Below are 24,937 nucleotides of genomic sequence, written 5' to 3' on the forward strand. Positions count from 1 at the left end.
TTTGTAGCAGCAAAAAAGCCCGCAGGGAGGAAAAGATGATCGATCTCTTTTCCCTCTACTGCGGGCTTTGCTATTAAAATTGAATATTGGCTTCGATGAACGCCTTCAGTTCACTGATCGGCATACGGGTTTGTTCCATGGTATCCCGGTGGCGAACCGTCACCTGGCCGTCCTGCTCCGACTCAAAGTCATATGTGATACAGAAAGGAGTACCGATCTCATCGTGACGGCGGTATCTTTTCCCGATGGAGCCTGCATCATCATAATCCACCATGAAGTGCTGGGACAAATCTGCAAAAATTTTGTGTGCGCCGTCGGCCAGTTTTTTGGACAGCGGGAAGATCGCTGCTTTGATAGGCGCCAGTGCCGGGTGGAAACGCAGCACCGTACGGCTGTCATCACCTTCAAGCTGCTGCTCCTCATAAGCGTCGATCAGGAACGCCAAAGTCACACGGTCGGCGCCAAGAGACGGCTCAATGCAATAAGGCACATAGCGTTCGTTCGCTTCTTGATCGATATAATTGAAATCTTCACCGGAATGCTCCATATGCTGCTTCAAATCGTAATCGGTACGATCTGCGATACCCCACAGCTCGCCCCAGCCGAACGGGAACTTGAATTCGATGTCCGTTGTAGCGTTACTGTAATGGGACAGTTCGTCTTCGGAGTGGTCGCGCAGACGAATATTCTCATCTTTCAAATTCAAGCTTAAAAGCCATTGATAGCAGAAATTTCTCCAGTATTCGAACCATTGCAAATCTTCGCCCGGTTTGCAGAAAAACTCGAGTTCCATTTGCTCAAATTCGCGGGTACGGAACGTAAAGTTGCCCGGGGTAATTTCATTACGGAAGCTTTTACCAATTTGGCCGATACCGAATGGCAGTTTTTTCCTCATGGTACGCTGCACATTTTTGAAGTTCACGAAAATGCCCTGCGCAGTTTCGGGGCGCATGTAAACCACGTTAGCGCTCGATTCGGTTACGCCTTGGAATGTTTTGAACATCAGGTTGAATTGACGGATGTCCGTGTAATCGAAAGCTCCGCAATCCGGACAAACGATGTGATGCTCTTGAATCAGCCCCATCATTTGATCGAAGGTCATACCGTCAACGACCACTTCCATACCCTTTTCCGCAAGTGCATTCTCAATAATTTTGTCTGCACGATGGCGGGACTTACATTTTTTACAATCGATCATCGGATCGTTAAAGTTGCCGACGTGACCGGATGCTACCCATGCTTGAGGGTTCATCAGAATCGCTGCGTCGAGACCTACGTTATACGGGGATTGTTGAATGAATTTTTTCCACCAAGCGCGTTTAATGTTATTTTTCAGTTCAACACCAAGCGGACCGTAATCCCAAGTATTGGCCAATCCGCCGTATATTTCAGATCCGGGAAAAATAAATCCGCGGTGTTTGGCTAAGGCTACAATTTGATCCATCGTTACTGTCATGATTGTTCTCTCCTTCTGCTTTCTACAGTTGCTTCAGCATATGCTCTACGATACGATAAGAATTCTCGGATGCCTGTACCGTAAATTCGGCAAAATTAACATGAGCGGAGCCATCCGCTTTGTCGGACATGGAACGTATGATGACGTGAGGGATGCCGTTCATCGTGCATACTTGCGCAACTGAAGCCCCTTCCATTTCCGTACATGTACCTTGAAGCTCGCTGTACAATCTGGATACGGTCTCCCGGCTTGCAATAAATTGATCCCCCGATAGAATCCGTCCCACTTTGACGCGCCCCGGAAACAATTCCGAGCTCGCGTTAATAGCCAGCTGACGTAAGGACTCATCCGCCGCAAATACGGAGGTTTCCTCATAGGGAATCGTTCCCACAGGGAATCCAAGAGCCGTGACGTCCATGTCATGCTGCATCGATTCCGATGAAATGACAATATCGCCTACGTTCAGCTCGGGATCAAGCGCTCCGGCTACGCCGGTGAAGATAATGGCATCGACACCATATGTATCGATCAGCACCTGAGTCGTGACCGCCGCATTTACCTTGCCTACTCCGGACTTGCAAAGCACGATAGGCTTACCGTAAAAGAGCCCTTCTCTGAACTGTACCTTTGCTTTCTCCGATACGTTCACTCGCTCCATGTGCTGCAAAAATAGTTCAATTTCTTCTTTCATGGCGCCGATAACGCCGATTTTCCCGTAAGACAACTGTCTTTTCCCCCCAAAGGTTTACTCGCTAAGGCAACGCAACAAGCATGCGAAGCAAACTAACATCACAAGTAATTTATACCCTCACAAAAGAAAGAGGCTCATATTAACGATGAGCCACCGAGTTTCTATGAATGACGTCATGCGGTAGAATTACCTGCATTTGCTCCGATGCATCTTTCGTTTCTTTGTTCATAAGCTTGGTCAACAGCCTCATGGATACGGCACCGATATCATACATCGGCATTGCCACTGTCGTTAATTGAGGACGTACCATTGAAGCCATGCGAATGTTGTCAACGCTGATGACGGACATATCATCCGGTACCTTATACCCGTTATCCTGCAGCGTGTGAATGGCTCCTATCGCCATTTCGTCTGTCGCCGCAAATATGGCGGTCGGACGCTCGCTCAGCTCCAGGAAATGCTTCGTTACTTCCAGACCGGATTCATAACGGTAATTGCCGATCCGCACGTAGTCGTCACGTACAGGAATTCCCGCTTCCTCCAGCGCTTTCTTATATCCTTGGTAACGCGCAAATCCGTTGGCCGGATCCTGAAGCGTACCTGAGATCATCGCAATATCGCGATGACCGTTATCAATCAATACCTTCACTGCGTCATACGCGGCCTTCTCGTGGTCAATGTCGACGGAAGCGATGGTATTGTTCTCGTCGGTCGTAGCGCACAGAACGATAGGTACGGCTGATGTTTTGAAGGCTTGAATATGCTCTTCAGTTACAACGCCGCCCATAAATAACAGCCCGTCCACTTGCTTCTCCAACAGCGTGTTGATAACGCGGATTTCTTTCTCCTTCTTCTTGTCCGCGTTACACAAAATGATGTTGTAGTGATACATATTCGCGATATCCTCAATCCCTCTGGCAACTTCAGAAAAGATCGAGTTCGATATATCAGGAATAACGACACCGACTGTAGTCGTTTTTTTACTTGCCAAGCCCCTGGCAACGGCATTAGGCCGATAACCCAAACGTTCAATGGCCTCAAATACTTTTTTGCGGGTTTGGGGCTTTACGTTGGGATTATTATTGACAACTCTCGATACGGTTGCCATGGAAACGCCTGCTTCTCTGGCTACATCATAAATGGTTACAGTCACGGTCATTCTCTCCATTATAGTAAAATGTATAATGCTGCGATCGTATACTATTAAGCCCTATCATACGACAAATTTATGTTGAAAGCAATAAATTCGGGACCTTCTTACATGTATAGTATCAAAAAATTGCAAAAAAAGCCAACTGCAGCGCAGCTGGCAATGAAAGAACCCATTTTTTGTCTGTGAAAATACATGCTTCAAGCTTTCATAGTATCATCGTAAGACAGGCCATCCCAGTCCCTTAAGCAATATCGTTAACGGACATGGAATGCATGGCAATCTGACCGAGACGCTTACGAATATCCTCCATCCAGTCATCATCCTTTAACGATTGAGCCAGCAGCATAAGATCCAGCAGCTCATTGATCCGGTCTTCTACAATTTTTTCGACAGGAGCCGCCGCGTAATATTTGTCTGTCACCATTTTCAGGAGATGCGCGATCTCGCTGATGTCGTTAAAATGCAGCAGCTGCTTTTCCGGTACGCTCCCAAGGCTTCCGATGATTCCTGTCAATTCAGGCTTAACCTGGGCTACCACTTCACTTCTTTGGCAGGTTTCGCAAGAAAAGACCGGGACGTTTTCAATTTCGACTTTGTTCTGATAAATGACAGTCCGCAGCTTGATGCCCATCGCGCTGCCACACTTGCACTGCTTCTGCAACTAGTACCACTCCTTCGTTCCAACAAACCCATCATTGAGCGGCAATCTAATGACCTCCCACATTCAAACCGACTTCTAAATACAACGTTCCCAGTTTCTCATAAACAGGTCATTCACCCCTTACATCTCAGCATGCAGGGGGTATGTATCGAGGTTGATATAAGGTATCGGGATCATTAAGCCTGCTCCTCTATGATACAAATATTCTACTTTCGCCTGTAAACTCCTTCTGAAAGAGCGTTAGTAATATTAACCACAATGAAAGCAAAAAGACCGTGATCCCCGGAAGGGACAACGATCTTTTGAAGGTTATTTGCGTGTATAATCCGCCAGTACCCGCACGAATTCTTTCGTAAACGCTGGAAGATCCGGCGGTCTTCTGCCTGATACGATATTCCGGTCGACAACCACCTCTTGGTCAACCCAAATAGCGCCGGCATTCTCCAAATCATCTTTTATACCGGGCGTGGAAGTCATCGTATAGCCCTCGCATATTTTTGCAGACACAAGGACCCACCCGGCATGACATATATGGGCAATAGGCTTCTCAGCCTCATGAAATTCCCTGGTCAAACGAAGCACATCGGCATAGCGGCGAAGCTTATCGGGAGCCCAGCCGCCCGGAACATAAAGTCCGATATAGTCTTTGCTTGCTACATCACCGAACGCATATTCAGTTGTCAACGGCACCCCGTACTTTCCATGGTACACAGTATTGGCCTTCGGCCCCACCAGATGCACCTCTGCTCCCGCTTCCTTCAAGCGAAGGACAGGATACCACATCTCCAAATCCTCAAACTCTTCATCAACGAATGCCAGCACTTTATGGCCTGTTAATTCCATTGACCTCTCCACCTTCCTGATTAATAGCTTCTCTAGTTTGCAACGACATCCTGCCGCAGATTAGAATTCAGCACCTCCAGAATGGATTTGCTATTTTTGCAGCTTAGAAGCTGCTTCCAGATAACTTTGCCTTCGCTGTGGCTTGTTTGCAGCAGGCTGTTTTTGACCGGCAATATGGATTGCACCGACATGCTGAGCTCCTGAATGCCAAGTCCCAGCCATATAGGCAGAGCACGGATATCGCCGGCCATCTCCCCGCAGACGCTCACATGAACGCCCGAGGCCTGCGCGGCTTCCACCGTAGTCTTCAGCATGCGAAGCACGGCAGGATGAAACGGATCATATAAATGGGCGACGGTTTCATTCATACGGTCCACCGCAAGGATGTACTGTACCAGATCATTGGTCCCTATACTGAAAAAATCAACATGGGGCGCCAAAATATCAGCAATAATGACGGCCGCAGGGACTTCGATCATAATGCCGATTTCAATGTTTTGCTTGAATGGAACTCCTTCTTGCTGAAGCTCCCGCTTCGCTTCCTCAAGCACTTCGTTAGCTTTGTTCAGCTCTTCCAGGGAAGAAATCATCGGGTATAATATCTTGATATTACCGTAATGGCTTGCCCTTAGAATGGCGCGGAGCTGGGTTTTGAACAGGTCGGTCCGATCCAGTGAAATGCGGATCGCTCGATATCCCAGCGACGGGTTATCCTCTTCCGGCAGCTCGATATAATCGAGGCTCTTGTCGCCGCCAATATCCAACGTCCGAATAACAACGCGCCTTCCTTCCAGCTTCTCGGCTACCTGCTTGTAGACCACAAACTGCTCTTCCTCCTGCGGCAGGCTGTCCCTGTCCATATACAGAAACTCTGTTCGGAAGAGCCCTACTCCGGAGGCCCCGTTCTTGAGAACCTGATCGAGCTCCTTTACCGAGCTGATATTCGCTGCCAGCTGAAAGGATAGGCCGTCTGCGGTTTGTGACGGAACATGCGCCAGCGTCTGCAGCTTATCCTTCCTGACCTGCAATATCGCCTTGCGTTTCTTATACTCCTCCACCAGCTCGTCCGAGGGGTTGATATAGACGCATCCCTCATCTCCATCGATGATGAGGTAGTCTCCGGTTTGAATCGGCGTGCTGAGCTTGCCTTCTAAGCCCAGCACGTAGGGAACGCCCATAGCGCGTGCCATTATGGCTACATGCGATGTTTTCCCCCCGAGCATAGTAACGAGCCCCAACGCCAAATTGGTGTCCAGATGGACCATTTGCGACGGGGAGAGCTCCTTGGCTACGACCAGATACGGCTGATCCTTCGGAGGAAGCGTCTCCTCCAGTGCCCCCAGCAAATGCTTGAGGAGCCGGTTGCCGACATCCTTAATGTCAAGAGCTCTCTCTTTCATATATTGATCGTCCAGTAAATCGAACATATTGACAAACTTCTCAATCGCCTCTTTGACGGCGACCTCGGCTGCCTTGTACTGCTTCTGCATGATCCCCTGAACCTCGTTCATAAAAATAGGATCCTCCAGAATCGCCAGGTGAGCATCGAAGATGGACGTTTGCTCCTCTCCTAGTACGGAGACGAATTCCTGTTTGATGGTTTCTATCTCATCTTTGGAAGAACGAATTCCGTCGTACAGCCTTTCGAATTCAAATGCCAAATCGGTGACATCGATCAGCTTATCCGGGAAATCCCATTCCCAGGTCGGAATGACGAAAGCTTTCCCCATCGCTATTCCAGATGAAGCTCCGATCCCCTTAGCCAAAAGTGTTCCCTCCCCCTGAAGCATCCTTCAATACAACCGACATGACGGATGCTTGACCTTTCTTGACCGCTTTAAACGGCGCAAAGCTCCATGATTTCACTTTATCTACATTCGTAATGATCATCGGCGTCGCCAGCGACTTGCTGTTTTGCTTTACTTTATGCAGATTAAAGCGGATTAATAGCTGTCCCGCCTCAACCATGTCGCCTTCTTTAATATAAGCCGTGAACCATTTGCCCTGCAGCTGTGAAGTATCTATGCCTATATGCAGCAGTACCTCAAGTCCCTCTTCCGTTTGGATGCCTACTGCATGAAGGGATGGGTACAAAATGATGATTTTCCCGGCAACCGGCGCAACCAGCTCCCCTTTATCCGGCATGAAAGCGACCCCATTGCCGACCAGCTTGCCGGCGAATATTTGGTCGGGGACCTCTTCCAAAGGCATCATCCGTCCCTGCATTGGTGCGCTGAACAAGACCCTCTGAATATCCTTCATCAGAACTTTCTTGATTTCTTCACGGATTAATTCGGAATAGGTGCCGAAGACAACCTGAACATTACCGCCGCCAAGCCGAATGACGCCTGCCGCTCCCAAGTGCTTAAGCGCAGCCGTATCCAGCAGCTTATCGTTGTCCAAAGTGAGCCTTAGCCTGGTGATACAGGCTTCAATTTTTTTAATGTTGTTCTTGCCCCCAAGTGCCTGCAGGATTAACGGAGAGCGGTATGGGATATCTCCTGCCCATTCTTCCAGCTGAGAGCCTTCCTCCCTGCCTGGAGTCGGGATACGGAATTTACGTATGGCCCAGCGAAACAAGAAATAATAGACAAAAAAATACGCAAGTCCGATAGGAATCAGCATCCACCCGTTATGGGACAAATGATAGTTGATGATAAAATCAATAGCCCCGGCCGAGTAAGAGAATCCGTGATGGATATCGAAATAATAGGCAATCCACATGGAAAGTCCCGACAGGATCGCATGAACGATAAATAAATAAGGCGCAACGAACAGGAAAGCAAATTCGACCGGCTCCGTAACCCCGGTCAAGAAGGAGGCCAGCGCCGCCGTTAGAAAGGTGATTCGGATTTTCGGCTTCAAATCTTCCCTTGCCTCATGAATAATCGCCATGGCAATAGCAGGCAGCGCAAACATCATGATCGGATATAATCCGGCCATGTAGATACCTGCATTCGGATCACCCGCAAAGAAACGCGGCAAATCGCCGAAGATCATCTCACCGCTAGGCTTTTCATAGGCTCCAAGTTGAAACCAAAACAAATTGTTGAATACATGATGCAGCCCTGAAGGTACTAAAAGACGATGGATCACTCCATAAACGAAGGTGCCAAAGCCGCCTAGGCCCAATACCGCTGAAGAAAGGGTTTGCATAAAATATTCCAAATATGGTCCGATTTCAATAACAATCAGAGTCAGCACCAGGATGCATAAGCCCATTAATAACGGAACCATTCGAGGCCCGCCAAAAAACTGGATGTATTCCGGCAATTGAATATGCTTCACCTTATGAAACAGGATAGCCGCGATAAGTCCAATTAAAATACCGCCAGGTACACCGAGATGAAACTCATCCCCTAAGTAATGCCGGATCGCCTGGTTAAACATAATTTGACCGATCAATGCCGACATTCCGGCAATACCTGCGCCTTCCGTTAAGCCGAGGGCAACGCCAACCGCAAAAATCACCGGCAAGTACGTAAATATGGTATTGCCAAAAAACAGCATAATTTCCCCGACACGGGACATATGTACGTCTTGCCAAGGCAGCGTCCCGAGACGCAGTAAAATAGCCGCAACAGGGATCGTAATAGTAGAAAGCATTAAGGACCGACCCAACTGCTGCAAGTTACCCATCCAGTTCAAACAACCGCTCCCTCCTTTCTTACTCGATGGTAAGGCCAATGCTCCATTTTGTCAAACAACCCCAAACATGTTTTCGTTCGGGGTTGGTCGGCACAATTATGAAAAGGTCGGAAATTGGGAGGAGTATCCGCTAAATTGCTGCTTCGCTTGAGAAATTTCTTGTTTATCGGCCGCTTTCATCTTGTACCAGCCTTTTTCGAACATAAGATTAAACAATTGCCATTGCGATTCATGCTGCGTGTTTAAAATAGAGGAGATCGTTTTGCGAAGCTCCGGATTTTGCACCTCGTTGAGTCCGGTATTAAAGCCGGTCGTCATATATTTTTCGAGCATGAGAATATCATTGATATGATCTCTATCATTCATTTCAGGGCCTTTGACTTGCGGCAGCTGTCCGGTCTGGGGCTTAGCGATATCCATCGTTGGCATAGCTTCTTATCCTCCTTGTTTATTGTAAATGGTTTAATATGGCGTTGTATTGGTCAAGATGAGCTTGGCCCGTCTTTTCGATCAGCTGTTTGATTTGCGGATCCTGGCATAGATTTGCCGTCTCCTTGCATTTTTTCATGGCTAGAAGCTCCCAGGATAAAAAATCCTTAATATAGCTGAACTCTTTTTCGGACAATAAGGATCTGTCCGCCGTCATGTTTTGCTGATTGTTCATACGAAATTCCTCCTGACTTGTTCATACTAGGATAAATAGAGCGGGCTCTAATAAGCCCGCCCATTCTATTTGCCAATTAAAACTGTCTGTTAAATCCGAAAGAGGAGATTCCGAATTGTTGTTGAGCCGGTTGGCTGGAATCTGAACGCAGGTAAGCGTCATGACCTTGTTGGTTACCGCGGTAGTTAGCGGTATGGTAAGCTTGAGAGGATTGTACTTGACCATACTGCTGGGAACCACCATAGTTCAAGCCGGCATTAAAGGATTGACCGATGCCGAATTGTTGCTGAGCTGGTTGGCTGGAATCCGAACGCAGGTAGGCATCATGACCTTGTTGGTTACCACGGTAGTTAGCGGTATGATAAGCTTCAGGGTTTTGCTGTACAAATTGCTGGCCAGAGAAAGAGGAGTTGAAGTTACTGTTGAAAGATGGAGCTTGATTCAAGAAGCTGCCGCCAAATTGCTGTGCAGGCTGATTGGAGTCCGAACGCAGGTAGGCATCATGACCTTGTTGATTTCCACGGTAGTTTGCTGTGTGATAATTTTGCGGGCTTTGGAAGCTGGAGAATTGGTTAGAGCCTTGGAATTGTTGATTACCGGATTGATATTGGGATTGAACTGTACCCACCGGTTGGTATCTGTTTTCCAATCCGCGATACTGGGATACCACGTTCCCGGAACCTACTTGGGGTTGAAAGCTATTTTGTTGAAAGTTCTGATACATAACAAAAATCCTCCTTAGGAAGTGTTAAAAGTCTTCCGGGGTCGGTTACCTCAACCGTTGCTTTACCAGAAGCCTTTCTTATTGTCTCTAAGGAGGTTTTATTTTATTTATGGTAGCTCTTGGGTTGCAGATGCTATTTTATTCCTTGGTTTGAAGCACCGTTTGCTTGAGTAAAGCTGCAGCGCTCCTTGGATCCGACTGCTTCGTAATTGCCGATACTACGGCAATGCCGCGTGCTCCCGCTTGAATAACGGCAGCCGCATTATCCTTGTGAATACCGCCGATGCCGACCATCGGAACATCCCATCGGCCGGCGATCTCCCGAATCAGTCCCGTTCCTATGGCGGCGCCGGCATCCTCTTTGGTCGAGGTTGCATACACGGCACCAACGCCAAGGTAATCCGCACCTTGGGCTATTGCCCACTCCGCTTCTTCCCTATTACCCGCAGAAATCCCGATGATTTTGCTGTCGCCAAGTAGCTTTCTGGCTTCCAGTCCGGGTACGTCGTCTTGCCCGACATGTACACCATCAGCGTCTAGCAGCAGAGCGACATCAATCCTGTCGTTAACAAGGAAAGGGACGCCATACTGTCGGCATAAATCGCGCAGCTCGGCACCTTGCTCAAGAACCTGTCTCAAGGGCGCCTTCTTCTCTCTTAATTGAAAAAGGGTTACTCCCCCCTCAAGCGCTTCCCTAGCGATCTCCAGGGCAGTACGATCTCCATGATGCTCCAGGCCCATCACCAGGTAGACCGGGAGATAATCTGCAATCCGTTCACGGTACAATTTATTTCCCTCCTGGCAGCAGAATGGAATCCTCTACTTTGATGCAGCGGTCCATAATGACTTCCAGTCCGCCTGCGCGGGCTATATCGGCCGCTTCCTCGTTGTAGATGCCCAGCTGAAGCCAGAATACTTTGGCACCGATTTTGACAGCTTCCTCTGCGACGGGAACTACGGTTTCACTCCGACGAAATACGTTCACAATATCCACTGGCTCCGGAATATCCGATAGGGAAGGATAGCAGGTTTCTCCCAAAATTTCAGTCGCATTCGGGTTTACAGGGATAATGCGGTAGCCTTTCTTTTGCATCGCTTCTGCAACCATGTACGAAACGCGGTCCGGCTTGTCAGACAATCCTACTACGGCTACATTTCCTGCAGCGGACAAGATTTCTTTAATGCGGTCACGAGACGGATTTTCAAATGCCATTACGTTCATCCCCTTATGATTTCGTATACGAGATAGCCTGGCTTCCCATGGCCTCCCATGTTTCGAGAAACTGGGCTTTATTGATTTTCACTTTGCTTTTTCCGTTATACGGGTCATTGACATACACATTCTCTTCATCAAAACCGACTAATAATACCGCATGCTCCATAAAAGTCGTTTGGATGGGACCAATAGGTGTATCCCAGATGACCCACCGGTCAGGAACCTGATAATTAATCGTCGTCCATACAACGGACGGAATTCCTTCACGGAGCTGGTCCTCCAGCTTCTCAAAAGGCTGCCGTGTGAAATCCTTGGCCGTCGGTACATATTTATTCAGAAGCTCCATCAATGCGGTATGATAAATGCCGAAGCCTTTGGAGCCTCCTGTAATGTCTCCGACAAACCCCGTATTAGGATTGCCCCAATAAGCGACGGAACCATCCGGATTCCGCTTGAGAGGGGTCGGATCTTTTTTGAGCTCCGGTACCAGCTCCATTTTACTTTTCTCAATGCCGACGAATTGAAGCAGCATCGTAAGGCTTGTCAGCTCGCAGCCGGAAGGCAGCTCAGGGTATTGCCTTATAGCAGGCGCATCCAGCAATACAGAAGCAGCACGCGGAGCCGGAGGATCCGGGAGGGCTTCTTGAGCCTTATTTGAAGCCGGTGTTTCTGCATAAGCCACGGACGACTCTTCTGCATACCAAGCCTGTCCCGTTAGTTTGGCGTATAAGAGAATACATAATACTCCACTGATAAACATGAGCCCTATGATCGTAAAAAAGCCGAGTGTTACCTGGATTCCTTTCCAAAGCACCTTCATTATGACTCAACCCGCTTGATTTTATTAGATAGTAGGCTACTGGATCGCCGCTCGGAAACGGGTAGCACTGAAATTCAAAATCCTATTCCTCAACCAGCTCGATGTGAGCGCCCAACGAGAGCAGATGCTCAAAGTAATGAGGATACGATTTGGCGACATGGTGAGCATCGTTGATGATGAGCCCTTTCTCCGAACGCAAACCGACTAGAGTTAATGCCATGATGACACGATGATCAAAATGAGCATTGATCTCGACTCCGCCGGTTACTCCTTGAGGACGGCCATGGATAATAATTTCGCTTTGTCTTTCCTCGACGTCGGCGCCGGCCTTACGAAGCTCGGCAAGGAAATCGGTAATCCGGTCACATTCCTTATACCGCAAATTCTCGACGTTATAGAAACGGGAGGTGCCGTCGGCAAATACGGCTGCCGCCACCATCGCCAGAACGGCGTCCGTAAAATGATCCCCGTCAAATTCCCCTGCTTGCAATCGCTGGTTTCCTTTGACATGAACCACACCGTTCTCGTGCGTTAAGTTAACCCCCATAGCGCGAAGAACATCGACAACGGCCTTCTCACCCTGTCTGCTCTCTTCTTCCAGCCGCAGCACTTTAACATCGGAATTAGTGACAGCCGCCGCAGCCAAAATAGCGGCCGAGCCAGGATAATCGCCTTGAACGACATACTTTTGAGGCTGGTACTGCTGACGTCCAGGAATTTTATAATGCATGAGATCCTCGGAGGCTTCAATCCGAATGCCCGCCTGAGCAATAACCTCGAGAGTTTGCCCGACAATTACCTTGGATTTCAGGTCATGGAGTACTTCAATCTCGCTGTCTTCTTCCAGAAGCGGAGTCATAAACAGCAAGGAGCTTAGAAATTGGGAGCTCACGTTGCCTGATACTTTAATTTTGCCGCCGCGCGGTTTGCCCCCGCGAATTGTGATAGGCAGCTTGCCTTCCCGATGGTCGACCTCTACTCCCATTTGCTTCAGAGCGTCGATCAGATCGTCATGCGGCCTTTTTCCCAAAGAGTCCGGATATTGGTTAACGAATGTAACCTCCGGGCAAAATGCGGCGACAGACATCAGAAAGCGAAGTACTGCGCCGGCATTGCCGACATTCAGCTCGCTTACATGCTTAGGATGCTTGCCGAAGCCGCGAATCGTCATTTTCTCTTCATCTTCTTCAACGACAGCTCCCAAATCACGGATGCAACGGCGCATCGCATCGCTGTCCTCACTGTGGGCAGGATAATATACAGTGCTTGTCCCGTCTGCCAATGCTCCGATGAGCAAATAGCGGGTCGTGTAGTTTTTGGAAGATAGCGCATTAATCGTACCTTCTAAGTTATTTGTCGGCTTTACGATCGCTTTCATGAATATGTATCTCTCCTGTTCCGCATAAAAGTTACGAAATCATTAGACTTATTTCAGATTATTGCCAGTGTACCATACCCTCCGGGGCTTGGAAACCGCAAGTTTGACACCCATACGGGTTTCTCTATATCATGGGATTAAGGAAGATGTGCCTATTACAAAAAACCTATTTGGAGGCTTCTTAATTATGCAAACCATTACCCCGCAAGAACTAAAGTCACGCCTGGATAAAGGTGATAAGCTGGATATCATTGACGTCCGCGAGGCCGAAGAGGTTGCTCTCGGCATGATTCCCGGTGCTGTCCACATACCTTTGATGCAAATTCCGGATCGCCTAAATGACATCCCCCGCGACAGAGAAACCATTCTAGTTTGCCGAAGCGGCAACCGCAGCGGCAGAGCCTATGATTTTCTCAGCGCTCAAGGGTTTACCAATTTGAAAAACATGAGCGGCGGCATGCTGGAATGGGAGCAGCTTTAAAGCTGCAGGTCCGCTGTGATCATCTCTGCAATTTCTTGAACGGACAGCTTGCTCGTGTCGATCTTGCGGTCCGCGAAATCATAGGCATGCTTGCGGGCTTCCAGCAGCGTATGCACCCTCTCGGCTACGTCCCCTTGAACCAAGGGCCGGTTTTGATCCTGACTCACACGTTCAATGATTGTGTCCGCATCAGCCGTCAAGGCCACGACATAGCCCTTCTCCTTCATGACAGCGCGGTTTTGCTCTGCCAAAACTGCGCCACCTCCGGTGGCAATGATGCAGTTCATCCCTTCAAGGGATTTCCGAATGACATCGCACTCCACTTGCCTGAATACAGGCTCTCCCAGCTTTGCAAACATGTCGCTGATTGACATCCCCTGCTGCTCTTCAATGACGTCATCGGTATTGATGAACCGCCATCCCAACCGGGAAGCCAATGCATGTCCAACCGTCGATTTGCCGGTACCCATGAATCCTATTAATACGATATTATGTTTTTCCAAATTCCTACACCTCTTGACAGCTTCTGTCTAACCCTACAATCATATCATAGGTTGATGTTGATGAATAGAAATTACGAGAAATTCATATGATGGAATGTGAATAGATTCCAGTCTTTTCTGCTATGATGATACTATGAAACCATTTCGAGGAGAGATGAATTGTTGATGCATTCAGCCATGTCTCAATCCCAGAACCCCGTTCCTAATGCCGCACAGCGGAAGCTGGAGCAAATTCTAAATCCTTCCCATCCGTTATGCAAAGATGACGTTGTCTGGATTTTGGAATTTATTAAAAAAAAGGTGGCTGAAGAAGATCCGCAGATAGCAGATCTTTCCCAACCACGCTTATTACAAAATTTTCGCTATTTTGCCGAAATTGCTTTAATGCTTATCCAGCGTCGCAACGGCTTCGATCAGGAGGCAGACCGCCTGAAGCACTGGATTTCCGAGGCTTCCTACGGGCTGCATCCCTTGAAACCGAACGGCCGGGCATTCAAGGATTAGTTCTCCATCCAGTTGAAATGGAAGGTTCCTTCTTTGTCCAAGCGTTGGAATGTATGTGCACCGAAATAATCTCTTTGCGCTTGCAGCAGGTTCGCAGGCAGACGCTCGGAACGGTAGCTGTCATAGTAAGCCAATGCGGATGCAAACGCAGGCACTGGAATACCGCGTGTTACAGCTGCGGACACTACAGTTCTCCAAGCGTCTTGGTAGTTGCTCACAACGCCTTGGAAATATTCGTCAAGAAGCAGGTTTTTCAATTCTGGGTTGCGATCGTACGCATCTTTGATGTTTTGCAGGAAACGAGCACGGATAATGCAGCCGCCGCGGAAAATCATTGCGATGCTGCCGTAATCCAATCCCCAGTTATATTCTTCGGAAGCGGCTCTCATTTGCGCGAAGCCTTGAGCGTAGGAGCAAATTTTGCTCGCGTACAGCGCTTTGCGTACAGCCTCGATGAACTCCTTGCGGTCTCCTTCGAAAGCAGGTGCTTGCGGGCCGCTCAGCACTTTGCTTGCAGCTACGCGCTCTTGCTTCATAGCCGACAAGAAGCGGGAGAATACGGACTCGGTAATGATCGATAATGGTACCCCAAGGTCAAGAGAGCTTTGGCTGGTCCATTTACCAGTACCCTTTTGGCCGGCGGAATCCAGGATAACGTCAACCATAGGCTTGCCGGTTTCCGGATCTTTTTTCGTGAAGATATCGGTAGTGATCTCGATCAGATAGCTGTCAAGCTCACCTTTATTCCACTCGGCAAAAATCTCATGAAGCTCTTCTGTGCTAACGTTCAATACGTCTTTCAGCAATTGGTAAGCTTCGCAAATCAGCTGCATGTCGCCGTACTCGATGCCGTTATGCACCATTTTCACGTAATGTCCCGCACCGTCCGGTCCGATGTACGTGCAGCATGGATCGCCATTTACTTTGGCCGAAATAGCTGTCAGAATCGGTTCTACCAATTCGTAAGCGTCTTTTTGACCGCCAGGCATAATCGAAGGACCTTTCAGAGCGCCCTCTTCCCCGCCGGATACGCCCGTTCCGATGAAACGCAAGCCGTGAGCGGACAATTCCTTGTTTCTGCGTTGGGTATCCGGGAAGTAAGCATTCCCTCCGTCGATGATGATGTCCCCTTCTTCCAAATGAGGAATCAAGGAATTGATGGTTGCGTCAGTACCTGCGCCTGCTTGAACCATGATCAAAATTTTACGAGGCTTTTCGAGAGATGCTACGAATTCCTCAATACTGTATGTACCTACCAGGTTTTTGCCTTTAGCTTCTTCGATCAAAGCATCTGTTTTTTCACGGGAACGGTTGTATACCGATACGGTGAAACCTCTGCTTTCAATATTTAATGCCAGGTTTTTACCCATGACAGCCAATCCGATAACGCCAACTTGTTGTTTGGACATATGGTTACTCTTCCTTCCTTTGAATTAATTAGTTGTGATGTTCTCTTGTTTGAAAAAAGCTCATTCCGACCAGCCGCGAGCAGCATCATTGCCGCCCGATGGAAGCAAGGCTGACAATGGATGCCGCTTGAAGACCAGTTCTCGTGGAACTAACCTTTTTCAATTTTTTTATCTATTAAATCGTCATTGCTCCATAGCCGCCGTCTACACGAAGCAGCGAGCCGGTCACAAAGCTGGAAGCCTTGTCGGAAGCAAGGTATACAGCTGCGCCTTGAAGCTCTTCCGCTTCACCGAAACGGTTCATTGGAGTATGGCGCAAAATCGATTCCGTACGCTCAGGAGAAAGGATTTTACGATTTTGTTCAGCCGGGAAGAAGCCGGGAATAATTGCATTCACACGAACGCGAGCCGGTGCGAATTCACGCGCCAAAAACTTGGTTACGTTGTTCACAGCCGCTTTGGAAGCCGAGTACGTAAATACGCGGGACAACGGTGGCTCGGAGGATACGGACGAAATGTTGATAATGCTGCCGCCTTCACCTTTGTCCACCATATGTTTCCCAAACACCTGGCAAGCTAACACAACGCTTTTGAGGTTTACTTCCATAATAGCGTCCCATTCTTCCATTTTCAATTCAAAGAACGGAGTCGCGCTGTTCATGCCAGGGCAGTTCATCAAGATGTCACAGCGGCCTGTCCAAGCCAGAACGTCCTCAAGAACCTTTTGAAGATCCTCGACTTTGGTAGCGTCTGCCGAAAAGCTTTTGGCTTTGCCGCCTACTTCCTCAATTTTTTTGACAACAGCCTCGGATTTCTCCGCGTTACGTCCTACGACAGCCACATTGGCGCCATGACCGCCCAGTGCTACAGCCATTGCTCCCCCAAGAGTACTGTTACCCCCAATAATTACTGCTGTTTTACCAGTCAAATCGAACAAATTCATGATGATCCTCCTCATGTATAGGTATTGCATGAACCGTCTGTTGGGCGGAACTACTTTGCATGCTGCTGTTGGTACGCAGCAATCGCATCGAATTCATCCTTCAACTGATGGTACACACGATTATAAATATTTGTCAACTGTTGGTACAGCTGATGGTTGCCGGAATCCGGCTGGTGGCGATGGTGAACCTGCATCCAATTGTGTACGGAGGAGAAGTCTTTAATCTCTCCCATCGCCAGCATACCGAGCTGTGCAGCGCCCAAACCGGAGCTCTCGATCGAGTTCGGTACGGCTACCGAGCTGCCCGTTACGTCGGCCATACACTGCAGCCAGAAGCTGGATCGTGCGAAGCCGCCGGATGCGCGAATTTCCTTGGTCGGCCCGGACAGCTCTTCCAATGCGCTTAATACGGAGTTGATCCGATAGACAACTCCTTCAAGGACAGAACGAATCATGTGCTTCTTCTGATGATAAAGCGATAAGCCAAAGAAGACGCCACGTGCATTAGCATTCCAATAAGGTGCGCGCTCCCCGGTTAGAAGCGGGAGGAAGATAAGTCCGTCGGAGCCCGCGGATACCTCTTCGGCAAGCGAAGTCAGATAGTCATACGGATCCAGGCCTCTGCGGCGGCCTTCTTCCGCTTCGGCCGTCGCCAGCTGGTCTCTGACCCAACGGAACATGATGCCGCCGTTATTGATGGCTCCGCCGACCACCCAGAAATCCTCTTTGAGAGCATAGCAGAACAGTCTTCCTTTGGGGTCGGTTACAGGCTCGCGGACAACCCCGCGAACCGCGCCGGAGGTTCCGATCGTTACGGCATAAATGCCTTCTTCGAACGCGCCGACTCCAAGGTTCGCCAGCACTCCATCCGATGCGCCCACAACGAATGGCGTATCCGCATGCAGGCCCATTGCCTGAGCGTACTGCTCCTTCATACCGGAAATGTGGTATACGGTGGAAACCGGCTCGGAAAGCTGCTCTTCACGTACGCCGCAGGCTTTCAATGCCAGCTCGTCCCAAGCCAGGTTGCGAAGATTGAACAGCCCCGTAGCGCTCGCGATCGAATAGTCCACGATAAATTTGCCGAACAGCTTGGCAAATACATACTCCTTAATCCCGATAAACTTGTACGCATTCTCAAACACATCCGGACGGTTGTCGCGAAGCCACATCAGCTTCAGCAAAGGCGACATCGGATGAAGAGGCGTTCCGGTATTCAAATAAATCTGGTGCCCGTTTAATTCTTCCTTCAAAGGCTTGACGTAGCCGACGCTGCGGTTATCCGCAAACGTGATGGATTGTGTCAGCAGATTCAAATCGCGATCGACCGCAATTAAGCTGTGCATCGCCGAGCTGAACGAAACGCACAGCACCTGGCTAGGCAAAATCTTAGCCTTGGTGATGACAGCCTGAATCCCTGTCACTACTGCATGAAAGATTTCATCCGGGTTCTGCTCCGCCATATCCGGTCTAGGCGTATTCAGAGGATATTCAATAGAATTCGATGCCAGAACGCGGCCGTCCCGGTCGATCACCAGCGTTTTCGCGCTGGTCGTCCCGAGATCGGCTGCAATAATGTACGGCTTTGCTATTGTCAAACTCATTTCGCTAAGTTCCCTTCGCTGTCAAATTGCAAGTCATAAGGTTCCGTCAAAATTTCAATATCCGGATGCAGCTTGGCTTCTTCAAGCAAATTGACGGAAATTTCGATTTCACCCAAATGCAGCGTATCTTGAATGCGTACGAGTCTGCATTTGGTATAATCCAGGATGTTGCAGGTTTTAACGCCTGCTTTAATCGCGTAATAATCGTTATCCAGCGTGGTCGAAATTTTGGTTGGAGCACATACCGTCGAAGTCAATCCGTTAACGAAGGTAGCTGCTCTATCCATTTTGTCGACCAGACGCTGCGTAGTAAAGTCGGCTGTACCTACGCCGTTGGCATTCCCTTTGGTTTCCGGTGTCAGATCGAGAACGATCATCTTGGAAACGTCAGGTCCGCCATGCGCATAAGGAGTCGGATAACGGCCGGTTACGTTTGGATCCATGCCGTCGCCGCTGATGTTCTTGCCGATATAATCGATAACAAGCACGTCGATTTGGTCGAACAAAATTTTTGGCAGGCGCGCCTTCGCCTCTTCCAGCAGCTGCATTTCGCGCTCTTCGATTTGCGCAGCCGGAAGCGCCTCGATGCGGCAGGTTTGGTCATAAGCATTCTCAACCAATGCTACGCCAAAAACAATCGGAAGCTTCTCAATCATAATTTTGGCCATAGCCGGAACGTTCTCCGCCATATACTTAAAGCCTAATTGATGGCAGGCTTCGGCCCCTTTTTGCTTACCAAGACCGATGGAGATCATTTTCATAATACCGCTTTCGATGCGGCCGCGGAACGCCGTGTGGGGCTTCACGCGGTTGATGACTACGATAGCGTCTGCAGTTGAAGCAATTTTATCTACATAAACAGGCAGGCCGTTAGGAAGCTCGTCGATTTTAACCACTTCCATCGAGGAACGGATCGGTGCTCCCATCGCTTCTTCCGTTACTCCAAGATGATGCAGAACCTCTTTTTGCCCTTCAGCCGTAGCGCCGCCATGGCTGCCCATGCAAGGCACGATAAACGGCTCTCCGCCGGCTTGCTTGATGGCATCGATCGTTACTTTCGTAAACAAAGCGATATTCGCCACACCGCGGCTGCCCACGGCTACCGCTACCTGCTGGCCCGGCTTGATTTGGTCGATGGTACCGGGCTTTTTCAGCTCCTGCTCCAGCACTTCTTTCAGGTTATCAATCTTGGTGTCATCAAATTTTTGGCGGATACGTACCATTTGCGGAATAGGAATGTCTTCTAGAACCTGTCTCAAAATACTCATAGCTTCTAAGCGCCTCCTGCGATTGTTTTGACGGAGTCACGAATAATGAGCTCCGTTCGAATGAAGATGGTTTCTTTCTCCACCTGCTTGCTTTCTATAAAAGTGAGCAGCTTCGCCGCGCCTTCCCGGCTGATCTCCTCAATCGGCCTCCTGACGGTAGTCAATGCCGGAGTCACGAATGCGGAAAACAGCTGATCGTCGAACCCGACGACCGAGATATCTCCAGGTACGGACAATTGCTTCTCAGTAATCGCTTTAATGGCTCCTAACGCCATCTCATCGTTGCAGCAAAAAACGGCCGTAGGCTTGTGGTCCAGTGTCAACAGCCGCGACATAGCGGCATATCCGCTCTCCACGTCGTAATTTCCCTGTACCCTGTACTCTTCCCTTACGGTCACCTTATACTGATTCATCGCTTCAAGATAGCCTTCGCGGCGGGCCTGCGTCGATTTGAAGTTTTCTTTCCCTTCAATTATCGCTATATCCCTGTGGCCCTTCTGAATCAAATATTCCACCACGCGATACGCTCCGCGCAAGTCATCCGGAATAAGATTCATGACAGGCAGAGTATCGATCTGGCGATTCAAGACGACCAGTGGAATTTCCCGCTCCGTCACATATTCGATAAACGGCTGGTCGGAGGAGCTTTGGCTCATGACGATAATGCCGTCAAAGCTTTTGCGGTTAATTTTATGATAGCTTTTGTAATCATCAATGCCTCGCACGATCAAATTGTATTGATCCTGTATGACATCGTTGACCCCCTTAACCGCCTCGTACAAGAAGCCGGCAGATGTACCGGTATGAAGAGTTGAAAAAAACAATCCCAAGTTGTATGATCGATCAAGGACCAGACTCTTGGCGCTGTAGTTCGGGGTGTAATTCAAGGTTGCCGCGAGCTGCTGGATCCGCTCCTTTGTCTCCTGATTGATCAGCGGACTGTCGTTCAAAGCCCTGGAGACCGTAGTATGCGAAACATTCGCCAGCTTGGCAATGTCTTTGATCGTAACACTCAATCCTACCACCTCCGTTTTATAATATCATACAGCTGCACACGTTAACAACGAACATTTTTTGCGAAGTATTGATCTGTTTTGCTCTTTTTACGCAAATATCGCCTGTCTCCACCCCGTAGTGCCGCTGCTTCTTTAGCTCCCTCTGCAGCTGCGACACGGCATTTCCCCTTCCCGTTCCCCCGTATGACCCAAAAAGCCAACAAAAATGGTCTGTGCATACTATACACAGACCCTTCTAATCGTAACGTTTACATTTCGAGCTGCAACATTTCATGCCTGAGTTCCATCAACCTTTCTTTGCACAATTTCACCGTTTTGGCATCTCCCGACTTCAATGCATCATGGAGAGTTGCAAGCTCATAATCTAGCTCCAGCCTCAGGACAGGAATACGGTCATCAGGTCTTTTCGATCGGAAAGCTTGCATCATTTCTTCCACCGTAACCACCGGCTCCTTTTGAAAAAGTACTTTATGCTCGACACCGGAAATTTCGACCATTCGGATGATTTCACCAAACATAATATTTTCGATTAATATTTGTCTGTCCTTGAATCGTTTGACTACGGCATGCCCGCGCGTATCGCCGATCATTTTCTCCATCAGCTCCGCCAGCTTTTCGTCCTTGAACGAATAATTCCCGACAATTTTGTATCGGTCTCCTATGCGCTGAAACTTCAATTTCACCAGCTTGCGGCCGGTTCGGATCGAGACGATGAATTGTTGATCGCTCTCGTTCCAATATAGAGAATACCCCTCTTGTATCAGCGCTTTAATGAAGTTACGGATTAGCCGACGGTCAAATCGTAACTCAAGGTTGCAATATTCCACTTCATGACTTTTACTCACGGCAATCCCCTCCCAAATGGTACATAACCCATGGCCATCTATCCCTTATTATCGACTGATCTGGATAGCCCGGATTTTGATAGAATTTTCAGACAATTCAGTTACTTAATTCTATCTTATTATGAATCATATGATTTAGCAACTTGGATTATTGACTTTTTTCCTTGAATTTCAATCCATTTTTTTAATAAGATACCTCTGCAAAGCGGGGTCATAACTTCGAAGCGGCTACACAACTTTGCAGAAAGACCCGGCAGCTATAAGAAAAACAAAGGACCGCCTCCTGGAGACGATCCTTGAATGGACTCGGCTATTATTTCTGTTCATCGCTTTGCTGGCTTGCCTGGTTGATCTTGCGGTCGAGCTCGTCATTCAAGTCGGTACGGGTTTCCACATTGACGCTATACGTCAAGTTATCCCCAAACCCTTGCTTGTCCAAACGGAGTATAGCCCGGAAATAATGGCTTTGGTTGATGTTGAAGCCGTTGCCTCTGCCGCTCATCGTCTGGTACACCAAATATTCGTAACGATCCTCGCCATCAATCTTCTCTATCATGATCGGTTTGGTCGAGTAGTAATAATCTTTGATTGTAAAATTGGCTGTGCTTTTGACGTATTCCTTGAGCTTGGCGAGCTTCTCCGTATTCACCTCGTTAGCAATGATGTAATTCTCCTTGTTCTGGCGGGACACGGACGGCGCTTGCCGCCACCGCTTTCTCGCTTCCGCATCGCTTACATACAGAACCCCGGTCAGCTTCTCCCGGTTCTTCTTCAAGCCTTCCGTATCAATCCCCATCCTTTTTAAATCAGACAGCCGGTAATAAACCCCGGAACCTTTGTCGGAGTACACGGTTAGCAGCGGATAATCCGCCCCTAAATACGTCACCCACTGGGAGGCAGGCGAGCGAAGCGTAAACTCCTCATAGGTCGCGTCTTTATCCTCAGTCGGCTGCTCCGAATTAATGCGGCTGTTAATGTATATCGTCTTGTTGTCGCTCTTCCACAAAATATTAGCACCCAGCATATTGCCCAGCTCCTTTAATGGCAAATAGCTTTTATCCTGGTATACCAGCGTCGGTCCTTCCAGCTTCACCGGTTTGCCGTCCACGACGATATTGAAATCCGGACGCAGGTAGGCTTCGACTCTTTGTAAGATGTCTTCCGCATACACACCCGCGGTAAAAGTGCTTCCCAGCACCGCACCCATAATCAAAAATCTCTTCCATTGCTTCATCACAGCTCAAACCTTTCCCCATTGAAATTTTGACAAGAAGGCAGCCTCAAGCGGCCTCGTCTATGCCGAAAGTCCAACCATTTCCTGCAAATGAAAACTTTATATTGACAAACATATTAATTCCGATAGAATAGGTTGGTATAAGAAAGCGGAATCGCACGCAGAAAGCGAAATAGTATCGTTAATCGGCATACTCCTACTTATTTATCGTACACAGCGGCCGAAAATGTTATAGGACGTTTGGACCAGTACCGTTTTTCGATATTTGTTCATGCGGTTCATGTTTGATCTTACAAAAGAAAAACTATGTTTCGGATTTCAGGGGAGTGAGCGTCATTGATCGAAATCACAGGTGTCAGCAAGACGTTTCATCAGCGAACGGGTGGTTCTTTTACAGCCATTGATAATGTATCTCTTACGATTCAAAAAGGGGAGTTTGTTTCCCTGCTTGGTCCGTCGGGCTGCGGCAAATCTACGCTTTTGAATCTGGTAGCGGGCTTGGAGCAGGCCGAGCAGGGCTCAATAACCGTCAACGGAAAGCCTTGTAAGGAACCTGGACCGGATCGCGTAGTCGTCTTTCAGGAGCATGCGTTGTTTCCTTGGTTAACCGTACTGGATAACGTGGCCTTCGGCTTGAAGCAGAAGGGCATTGGCAAGAAGGAACGGGAAGAGCTCGCGATGGAGCAGATCAAATCCGTTCACTTAAGCCGATTTGCCGATCGGTATCCACATGAATTGTCCGGCGGTATGAAGCAAAGAGCAGCGATAGCACGAGCTCTGGCTATGGATCCGGAAATTTTATTGATGGATGAGCCTTTCGCTGCGCTCGACGAGCAGACACGCCTTATCCTGCATAAAGAGCTGGAAGATATTTGGATGCGGACGCGCAAAACGATACTGTTCATTACGCACAATATCCGCGAAGCAGTCATTCTTTCGGATCGGGTTCTGGTTATGTCAACGCGTCCCGGTACGATCAAGAAGGAATTCGCCGTGCAAGCGGCAAGGCCGAGAGATTGGTCGGATCCCCTCCTCCATCACGTGGAAAACAGCATCATGGATGCTCTGGCCGATGAGCTGGAAAAAGTGGTAAAGGAGGAAATGGGCGATGAGTACAGCATTAAGAAGAACCCTCTTTCTGGTTCTGCTGCTGATAGCATGGGAAGCGGGATTTAGAATCTTTGACTGGGGCTGGAAATTCCCTTCGGTTTCACAAACGTTCCAAGCTTTCTATGACGGCTTCGTTCACGGCCAGCTGCTTGAGGCCACACTGGAAAGTATCCGCCGGCTGCTTACCGCATTTATTATATCGATTGTCATTGGTACTACGCTTGGCTTCCTGTTCGCCAGATACCGGTTCTTGGACGATACGATCGGCTTCCTGGTTGTCGCTTTGCAGACAGTTCCGAGCATCGCCTGGCTCCCGTTCGCCATCATCTGGTTCGGTATGAACGATTTCTCCGTTATTTTTATTACGACATTGGGAGCGACCTGGACGATGGCCATGTCGAGCCGAACAGGGATTATGAACATCCCCCGGATTTATCTCAAGGCGGCCCAGACGATGGGAACCGGCAACGGGTTCAAAATGTTTTACCAAGTGATGGTCCCTGCCGCTTTCCCTCATATGATTACTGGCGTTCGCGTTGCGTGGGCTTTTGCCTGGCGCGCGCTTGTCTCCGGTGAATTAATCGCCAAAGGCGTCGGCTTGGGACAGCTGTTGCAGGACGGCCGCAATCTGATGGACACGGCATTAATGCTCTGTATTGTCATTATCATCGCCATTCTGGGCACGTTATCCGACCACTTCTGCTTCAAAAAGCTGGAAGATACGATACTGGTCCGCTACGGATTATCAGGCAAACAAAAATAAGCT

General features: G+C 48.7%; 26 protein-coding genes. 4 read left to right on the forward strand and 22 right to left on the reverse strand.

Features of this window, described 5'->3' with window-relative positions; translation table 11 throughout:
* Positions 1–73: 73 nt before the first annotated feature.
* The 14 genes from ABEA66_RS19900 to aroA form a co-directional block, all read right to left on the reverse strand.
* Positions 74–1,456, reverse strand: coding sequence for a glycine--tRNA ligase (locus ABEA66_RS19900; RefSeq protein ID WP_079910371.1), 1,383 nt, complete (start codon positions 1,454–1,456; stop codon positions 74–76).
* 22 nt (positions 1,457–1,478) lie between these two features.
* A complete protein-coding gene (locus ABEA66_RS19905; RefSeq protein WP_345590156.1) occupies positions 1,479–2,180 on the reverse strand; it encodes a 5'-methylthioadenosine/adenosylhomocysteine nucleosidase in 702 nt (233 codons plus the stop codon).
* 106 nt (positions 2,181–2,286) lie between these two features.
* Entirely contained in the window at positions 2,287–3,300 is a 1,014-nt protein-coding gene (ccpA, locus tag ABEA66_RS19910) for a catabolite control protein A (RefSeq protein ID WP_079910373.1), read from the reverse strand.
* A 241-nt stretch (positions 3,301–3,541) separates the two neighbouring features.
* Complete coding sequence (locus ABEA66_RS19915; protein WP_345590159.1) at positions 3,542–3,961, reverse strand: hypothetical protein; 420 nt, start codon at positions 3,959–3,961, stop codon at positions 3,542–3,544.
* Positions 3,962–4,270: 309 nt separating this feature from the next.
* Complete coding sequence (locus ABEA66_RS19920) at positions 4,271–4,804, reverse strand: type 1 glutamine amidotransferase domain-containing protein (RefSeq protein ID WP_079910375.1); 534 nt, start codon at positions 4,802–4,804, stop codon at positions 4,271–4,273.
* A gap of 32 nt (positions 4,805–4,836) precedes the next feature.
* Positions 4,837–6,570 carry a phosphoenolpyruvate--protein phosphotransferase gene (gene ptsP / locus ABEA66_RS19925; protein WP_079910376.1) on the reverse strand — a complete coding sequence of 578 codons (1,734 nt, stop codon included), beginning with the start codon at positions 6,568–6,570 and terminating at the stop codon, positions 4,837–4,839.
* Complete coding sequence (locus tag ABEA66_RS19930) at positions 6,563–8,452, reverse strand: glucose PTS transporter subunit IIA (RefSeq protein WP_079910377.1); 1,890 nt, start codon at positions 8,450–8,452, stop codon at positions 6,563–6,565. Before ABEA66_RS19930 ends, ptsP begins: the two co-directional genes overlap by 8 nt.
* 96 nt (positions 8,453–8,548) lie before the next feature.
* Positions 8,549–8,881, reverse strand: a complete 333-nt coding sequence (locus tag ABEA66_RS19935; protein WP_079910378.1) for a spore coat protein — start codon at positions 8,879–8,881, stop codon at positions 8,549–8,551.
* 19 nt (positions 8,882–8,900) lie between these two features.
* Complete coding sequence (locus ABEA66_RS19940; RefSeq protein WP_144027840.1) at positions 8,901–9,116, reverse strand: hypothetical protein; 216 nt, start codon at positions 9,114–9,116, stop codon at positions 8,901–8,903.
* A 76-nt stretch (positions 9,117–9,192) separates the two neighbouring features.
* Entirely contained in the window at positions 9,193–9,840 is a 648-nt protein-coding gene (locus ABEA66_RS19945; RefSeq protein ID WP_079910379.1) for a hypothetical protein, read from the reverse strand.
* A gap of 138 nt (positions 9,841–9,978) precedes the next feature.
* Positions 9,979–10,626 (reverse strand): thiamine phosphate synthase, encoded by a 648-nt coding sequence (gene thiE / locus ABEA66_RS19950; protein WP_345590168.1) that lies wholly within the window; start codon positions 10,624–10,626, stop codon positions 9,979–9,981.
* 1 nt (position 10,627) lies between these two features.
* A complete protein-coding gene (locus ABEA66_RS19955; RefSeq protein ID WP_345590170.1) occupies positions 10,628–11,053 on the reverse strand; it encodes a CoA-binding protein in 426 nt (141 codons plus the stop codon).
* A gap of 13 nt (positions 11,054–11,066) precedes the next feature.
* On the reverse strand, positions 11,067–11,876 hold the full coding sequence (locus tag ABEA66_RS19960) for a C39 family peptidase (protein WP_345590172.1): 810 nt from the start codon (positions 11,874–11,876) through the stop codon (positions 11,067–11,069).
* Between the two features lie 82 nt (positions 11,877–11,958).
* Entirely contained in the window at positions 11,959–13,254 is a 1,296-nt protein-coding gene (gene aroA / locus ABEA66_RS19965; RefSeq protein ID WP_345590174.1) for a 3-phosphoshikimate 1-carboxyvinyltransferase, read from the reverse strand.
* A gap of 187 nt (positions 13,255–13,441) precedes the next feature.
* On the opposite strand from aroA, the gene ABEA66_RS19970 reads away from it, so the two are divergent.
* Complete coding sequence (locus tag ABEA66_RS19970; RefSeq protein WP_079910384.1) at positions 13,442–13,735, forward strand: rhodanese-like domain-containing protein; 294 nt, start codon at positions 13,442–13,444, stop codon at positions 13,733–13,735.
* Here the strand turns inward: ABEA66_RS19970 and ABEA66_RS19975 are convergent.
* A complete protein-coding gene (locus tag ABEA66_RS19975) occupies positions 13,732–14,238 on the reverse strand; it encodes a shikimate kinase (RefSeq protein ID WP_345590176.1) in 507 nt (168 codons plus the stop codon). The genes ABEA66_RS19970 and ABEA66_RS19975 overlap by 4 nt on opposite strands.
* A gap of 165 nt (positions 14,239–14,403) precedes the next feature.
* Here ABEA66_RS19975 and ABEA66_RS19980 point away from each other — a divergent pair, with 165 nt between their 5' ends.
* Positions 14,404–14,742: a hypothetical protein gene (locus ABEA66_RS19980; RefSeq protein ID WP_079910385.1), complete on the forward strand. Its 339-nt coding sequence runs from the start codon at positions 14,404–14,406 to the stop codon at positions 14,740–14,742.
* On the opposite strand, the gene gndA is transcribed toward ABEA66_RS19980, so the two are convergent.
* The 7 genes from gndA to ABEA66_RS20015 all read right to left on the reverse strand — a co-directional run bounded on the left by gndA (position 14,739) and on the right by ABEA66_RS20015 (position 23,061).
* Entirely contained in the window at positions 14,739–16,151 is a 1,413-nt protein-coding gene (gndA, locus tag ABEA66_RS19985) for an NADP-dependent phosphogluconate dehydrogenase (RefSeq protein WP_079910386.1), read from the reverse strand. The genes ABEA66_RS19980 and gndA overlap by 4 nt on opposite strands.
* 175 nt (positions 16,152–16,326) lie before the next feature.
* Positions 16,327–17,094, reverse strand: a complete 768-nt coding sequence (locus ABEA66_RS19990) for an SDR family oxidoreductase (RefSeq protein WP_179135982.1) — start codon at positions 17,092–17,094, stop codon at positions 16,327–16,329.
* 50 nt (positions 17,095–17,144) lie between these two features.
* A complete protein-coding gene (locus ABEA66_RS19995; RefSeq protein WP_192705686.1) occupies positions 17,145–18,698 on the reverse strand; it encodes a gluconokinase in 1,554 nt (517 codons plus the stop codon).
* Positions 18,695–19,966 (reverse strand): nickel pincer cofactor-dependent isomerase, group 22, encoded by a 1,272-nt coding sequence (locus tag ABEA66_RS20000; RefSeq protein ID WP_079910388.1) that lies wholly within the window; start codon positions 19,964–19,966, stop codon positions 18,695–18,697. Before ABEA66_RS20000 ends, ABEA66_RS19995 begins: the two co-directional genes overlap by 4 nt.
* Positions 19,967–19,971: 5 nt before the next feature.
* On the reverse strand, positions 19,972–20,982 hold the full coding sequence (locus ABEA66_RS20005; protein WP_079910389.1) for a LacI family DNA-binding transcriptional regulator: 1,011 nt from the start codon (positions 20,980–20,982) through the stop codon (positions 19,972–19,974).
* 248 nt (positions 20,983–21,230) lie between these two features.
* Positions 21,231–21,827, reverse strand: coding sequence for a hypothetical protein (locus ABEA66_RS20010; RefSeq protein ID WP_079910390.1), 597 nt, complete (start codon positions 21,825–21,827; stop codon positions 21,231–21,233).
* Positions 21,828–22,140: 313 nt separating this feature from the next.
* Positions 22,141–23,061: a stalk domain-containing protein gene (locus ABEA66_RS20015; protein WP_345590544.1), complete on the reverse strand. Its 921-nt coding sequence runs from the start codon at positions 23,059–23,061 to the stop codon at positions 22,141–22,143.
* A gap of 336 nt (positions 23,062–23,397) precedes the next feature.
* Here ABEA66_RS20015 and ABEA66_RS20020 point away from each other — a divergent pair, with 336 nt between their 5' ends.
* Together ABEA66_RS20020 and ABEA66_RS20025 are read left to right on the forward strand one after the other, a co-directional pair.
* A complete protein-coding gene (locus tag ABEA66_RS20020; RefSeq protein ID WP_345590184.1) occupies positions 23,398–24,237 on the forward strand; it encodes an ABC transporter ATP-binding protein in 840 nt (279 codons plus the stop codon).
* On the forward strand, positions 24,170–24,934 hold the full coding sequence (locus ABEA66_RS20025) for an ABC transporter permease (RefSeq protein WP_079910393.1): 765 nt from the start codon (positions 24,170–24,172) through the stop codon (positions 24,932–24,934). Before ABEA66_RS20020 ends, ABEA66_RS20025 begins: the two co-directional genes overlap by 68 nt.
* Positions 24,935–24,937 lie beyond the last annotated feature (3 nt).

Origin of the sequence: Paenibacillus vulneris (assembly GCF_039543185.1) — a bacterium.
GTDB classification, from domain to species: Bacteria; Bacillota; Bacilli; order Paenibacillales; family NBRC-103111; genus Paenibacillus_S; species Paenibacillus_S vulneris.

Bases quoted from the DNA above. Each gene is read 5' to 3' on its own strand.
- ABEA66_RS19995 (WP_192705686.1), bottom strand. From the start codon at position 18,698: ATGAGTTTGACAATAGCAAAGCCGTACATTATTGCAGCCGATCTCGGG.
- ABEA66_RS19955 (WP_345590170.1), bottom strand. From the start codon at position 11,053: ATGGCATTTGAAAATCCGTCTCGTGACCGCATTAAAGAAATCTTGTCC.
- ABEA66_RS19900 (WP_079910371.1), bottom strand. From the start codon at position 1,456: ATGACAGTAACGATGGATCAAATTGTAGCCTTAGCCAAACACCGCGGA.
- ABEA66_RS20015 (WP_345590544.1), bottom strand. From the start codon at position 23,061: ATGAAGCAATGGAAGAGATTTTTGATTATGGGTGCGGTGCTGGGAAGC.
- ABEA66_RS19920 (WP_079910375.1), bottom strand. From the start codon at position 4,804: ATGGAATTAACAGGCCATAAAGTGCTGGCATTCGTTGATGAAGAGTTT.
- ABEA66_RS19980 (WP_079910385.1), top strand. From the start codon at position 14,404: ATGCATTCAGCCATGTCTCAATCCCAGAACCCCGTTCCTAATGCCGCA.
- ABEA66_RS19940 (WP_144027840.1), bottom strand. From the start codon at position 9,116: ATGAACAATCAGCAAAACATGACGGCGGACAGATCCTTATTGTCCGAA.
- ABEA66_RS19960 (WP_345590172.1), bottom strand. From the start codon at position 11,876: ATGAAGGTGCTTTGGAAAGGAATCCAGGTAACACTCGGCTTTTTTACG.
- ABEA66_RS19935 (WP_079910378.1), bottom strand. From the start codon at position 8,881: ATGCCAACGATGGATATCGCTAAGCCCCAGACCGGACAGCTGCCGCAA.
- ABEA66_RS19970 (WP_079910384.1), top strand. From the start codon at position 13,442: ATGCAAACCATTACCCCGCAAGAACTAAAGTCACGCCTGGATAAAGGT.
- ABEA66_RS20025 (WP_079910393.1), top strand. From the start codon at position 24,170: ATGAGTACAGCATTAAGAAGAACCCTCTTTCTGGTTCTGCTGCTGATA.
- ABEA66_RS20000 (WP_079910388.1), bottom strand. From the start codon at position 19,966: ATGAGTATTTTGAGACAGGTTCTAGAAGACATTCCTATTCCGCAAATG.
- gndA (WP_079910386.1), bottom strand. From the start codon at position 16,151: ATGTCCAAACAACAAGTTGGCGTTATCGGATTGGCTGTCATGGGTAAA.
- aroA (WP_345590174.1), bottom strand. From the start codon at position 13,254: ATGAAAGCGATCGTAAAGCCGACAAATAACTTAGAAGGTACGATTAAT.
- ABEA66_RS19945 (WP_079910379.1), bottom strand. From the start codon at position 9,840: ATGTATCAGAACTTTCAACAAAATAGCTTTCAACCCCAAGTAGGTTCC.
- ABEA66_RS19990 (WP_179135982.1), bottom strand. From the start codon at position 17,094: ATGAATTTGTTCGATTTGACTGGTAAAACAGCAGTAATTATTGGGGGT.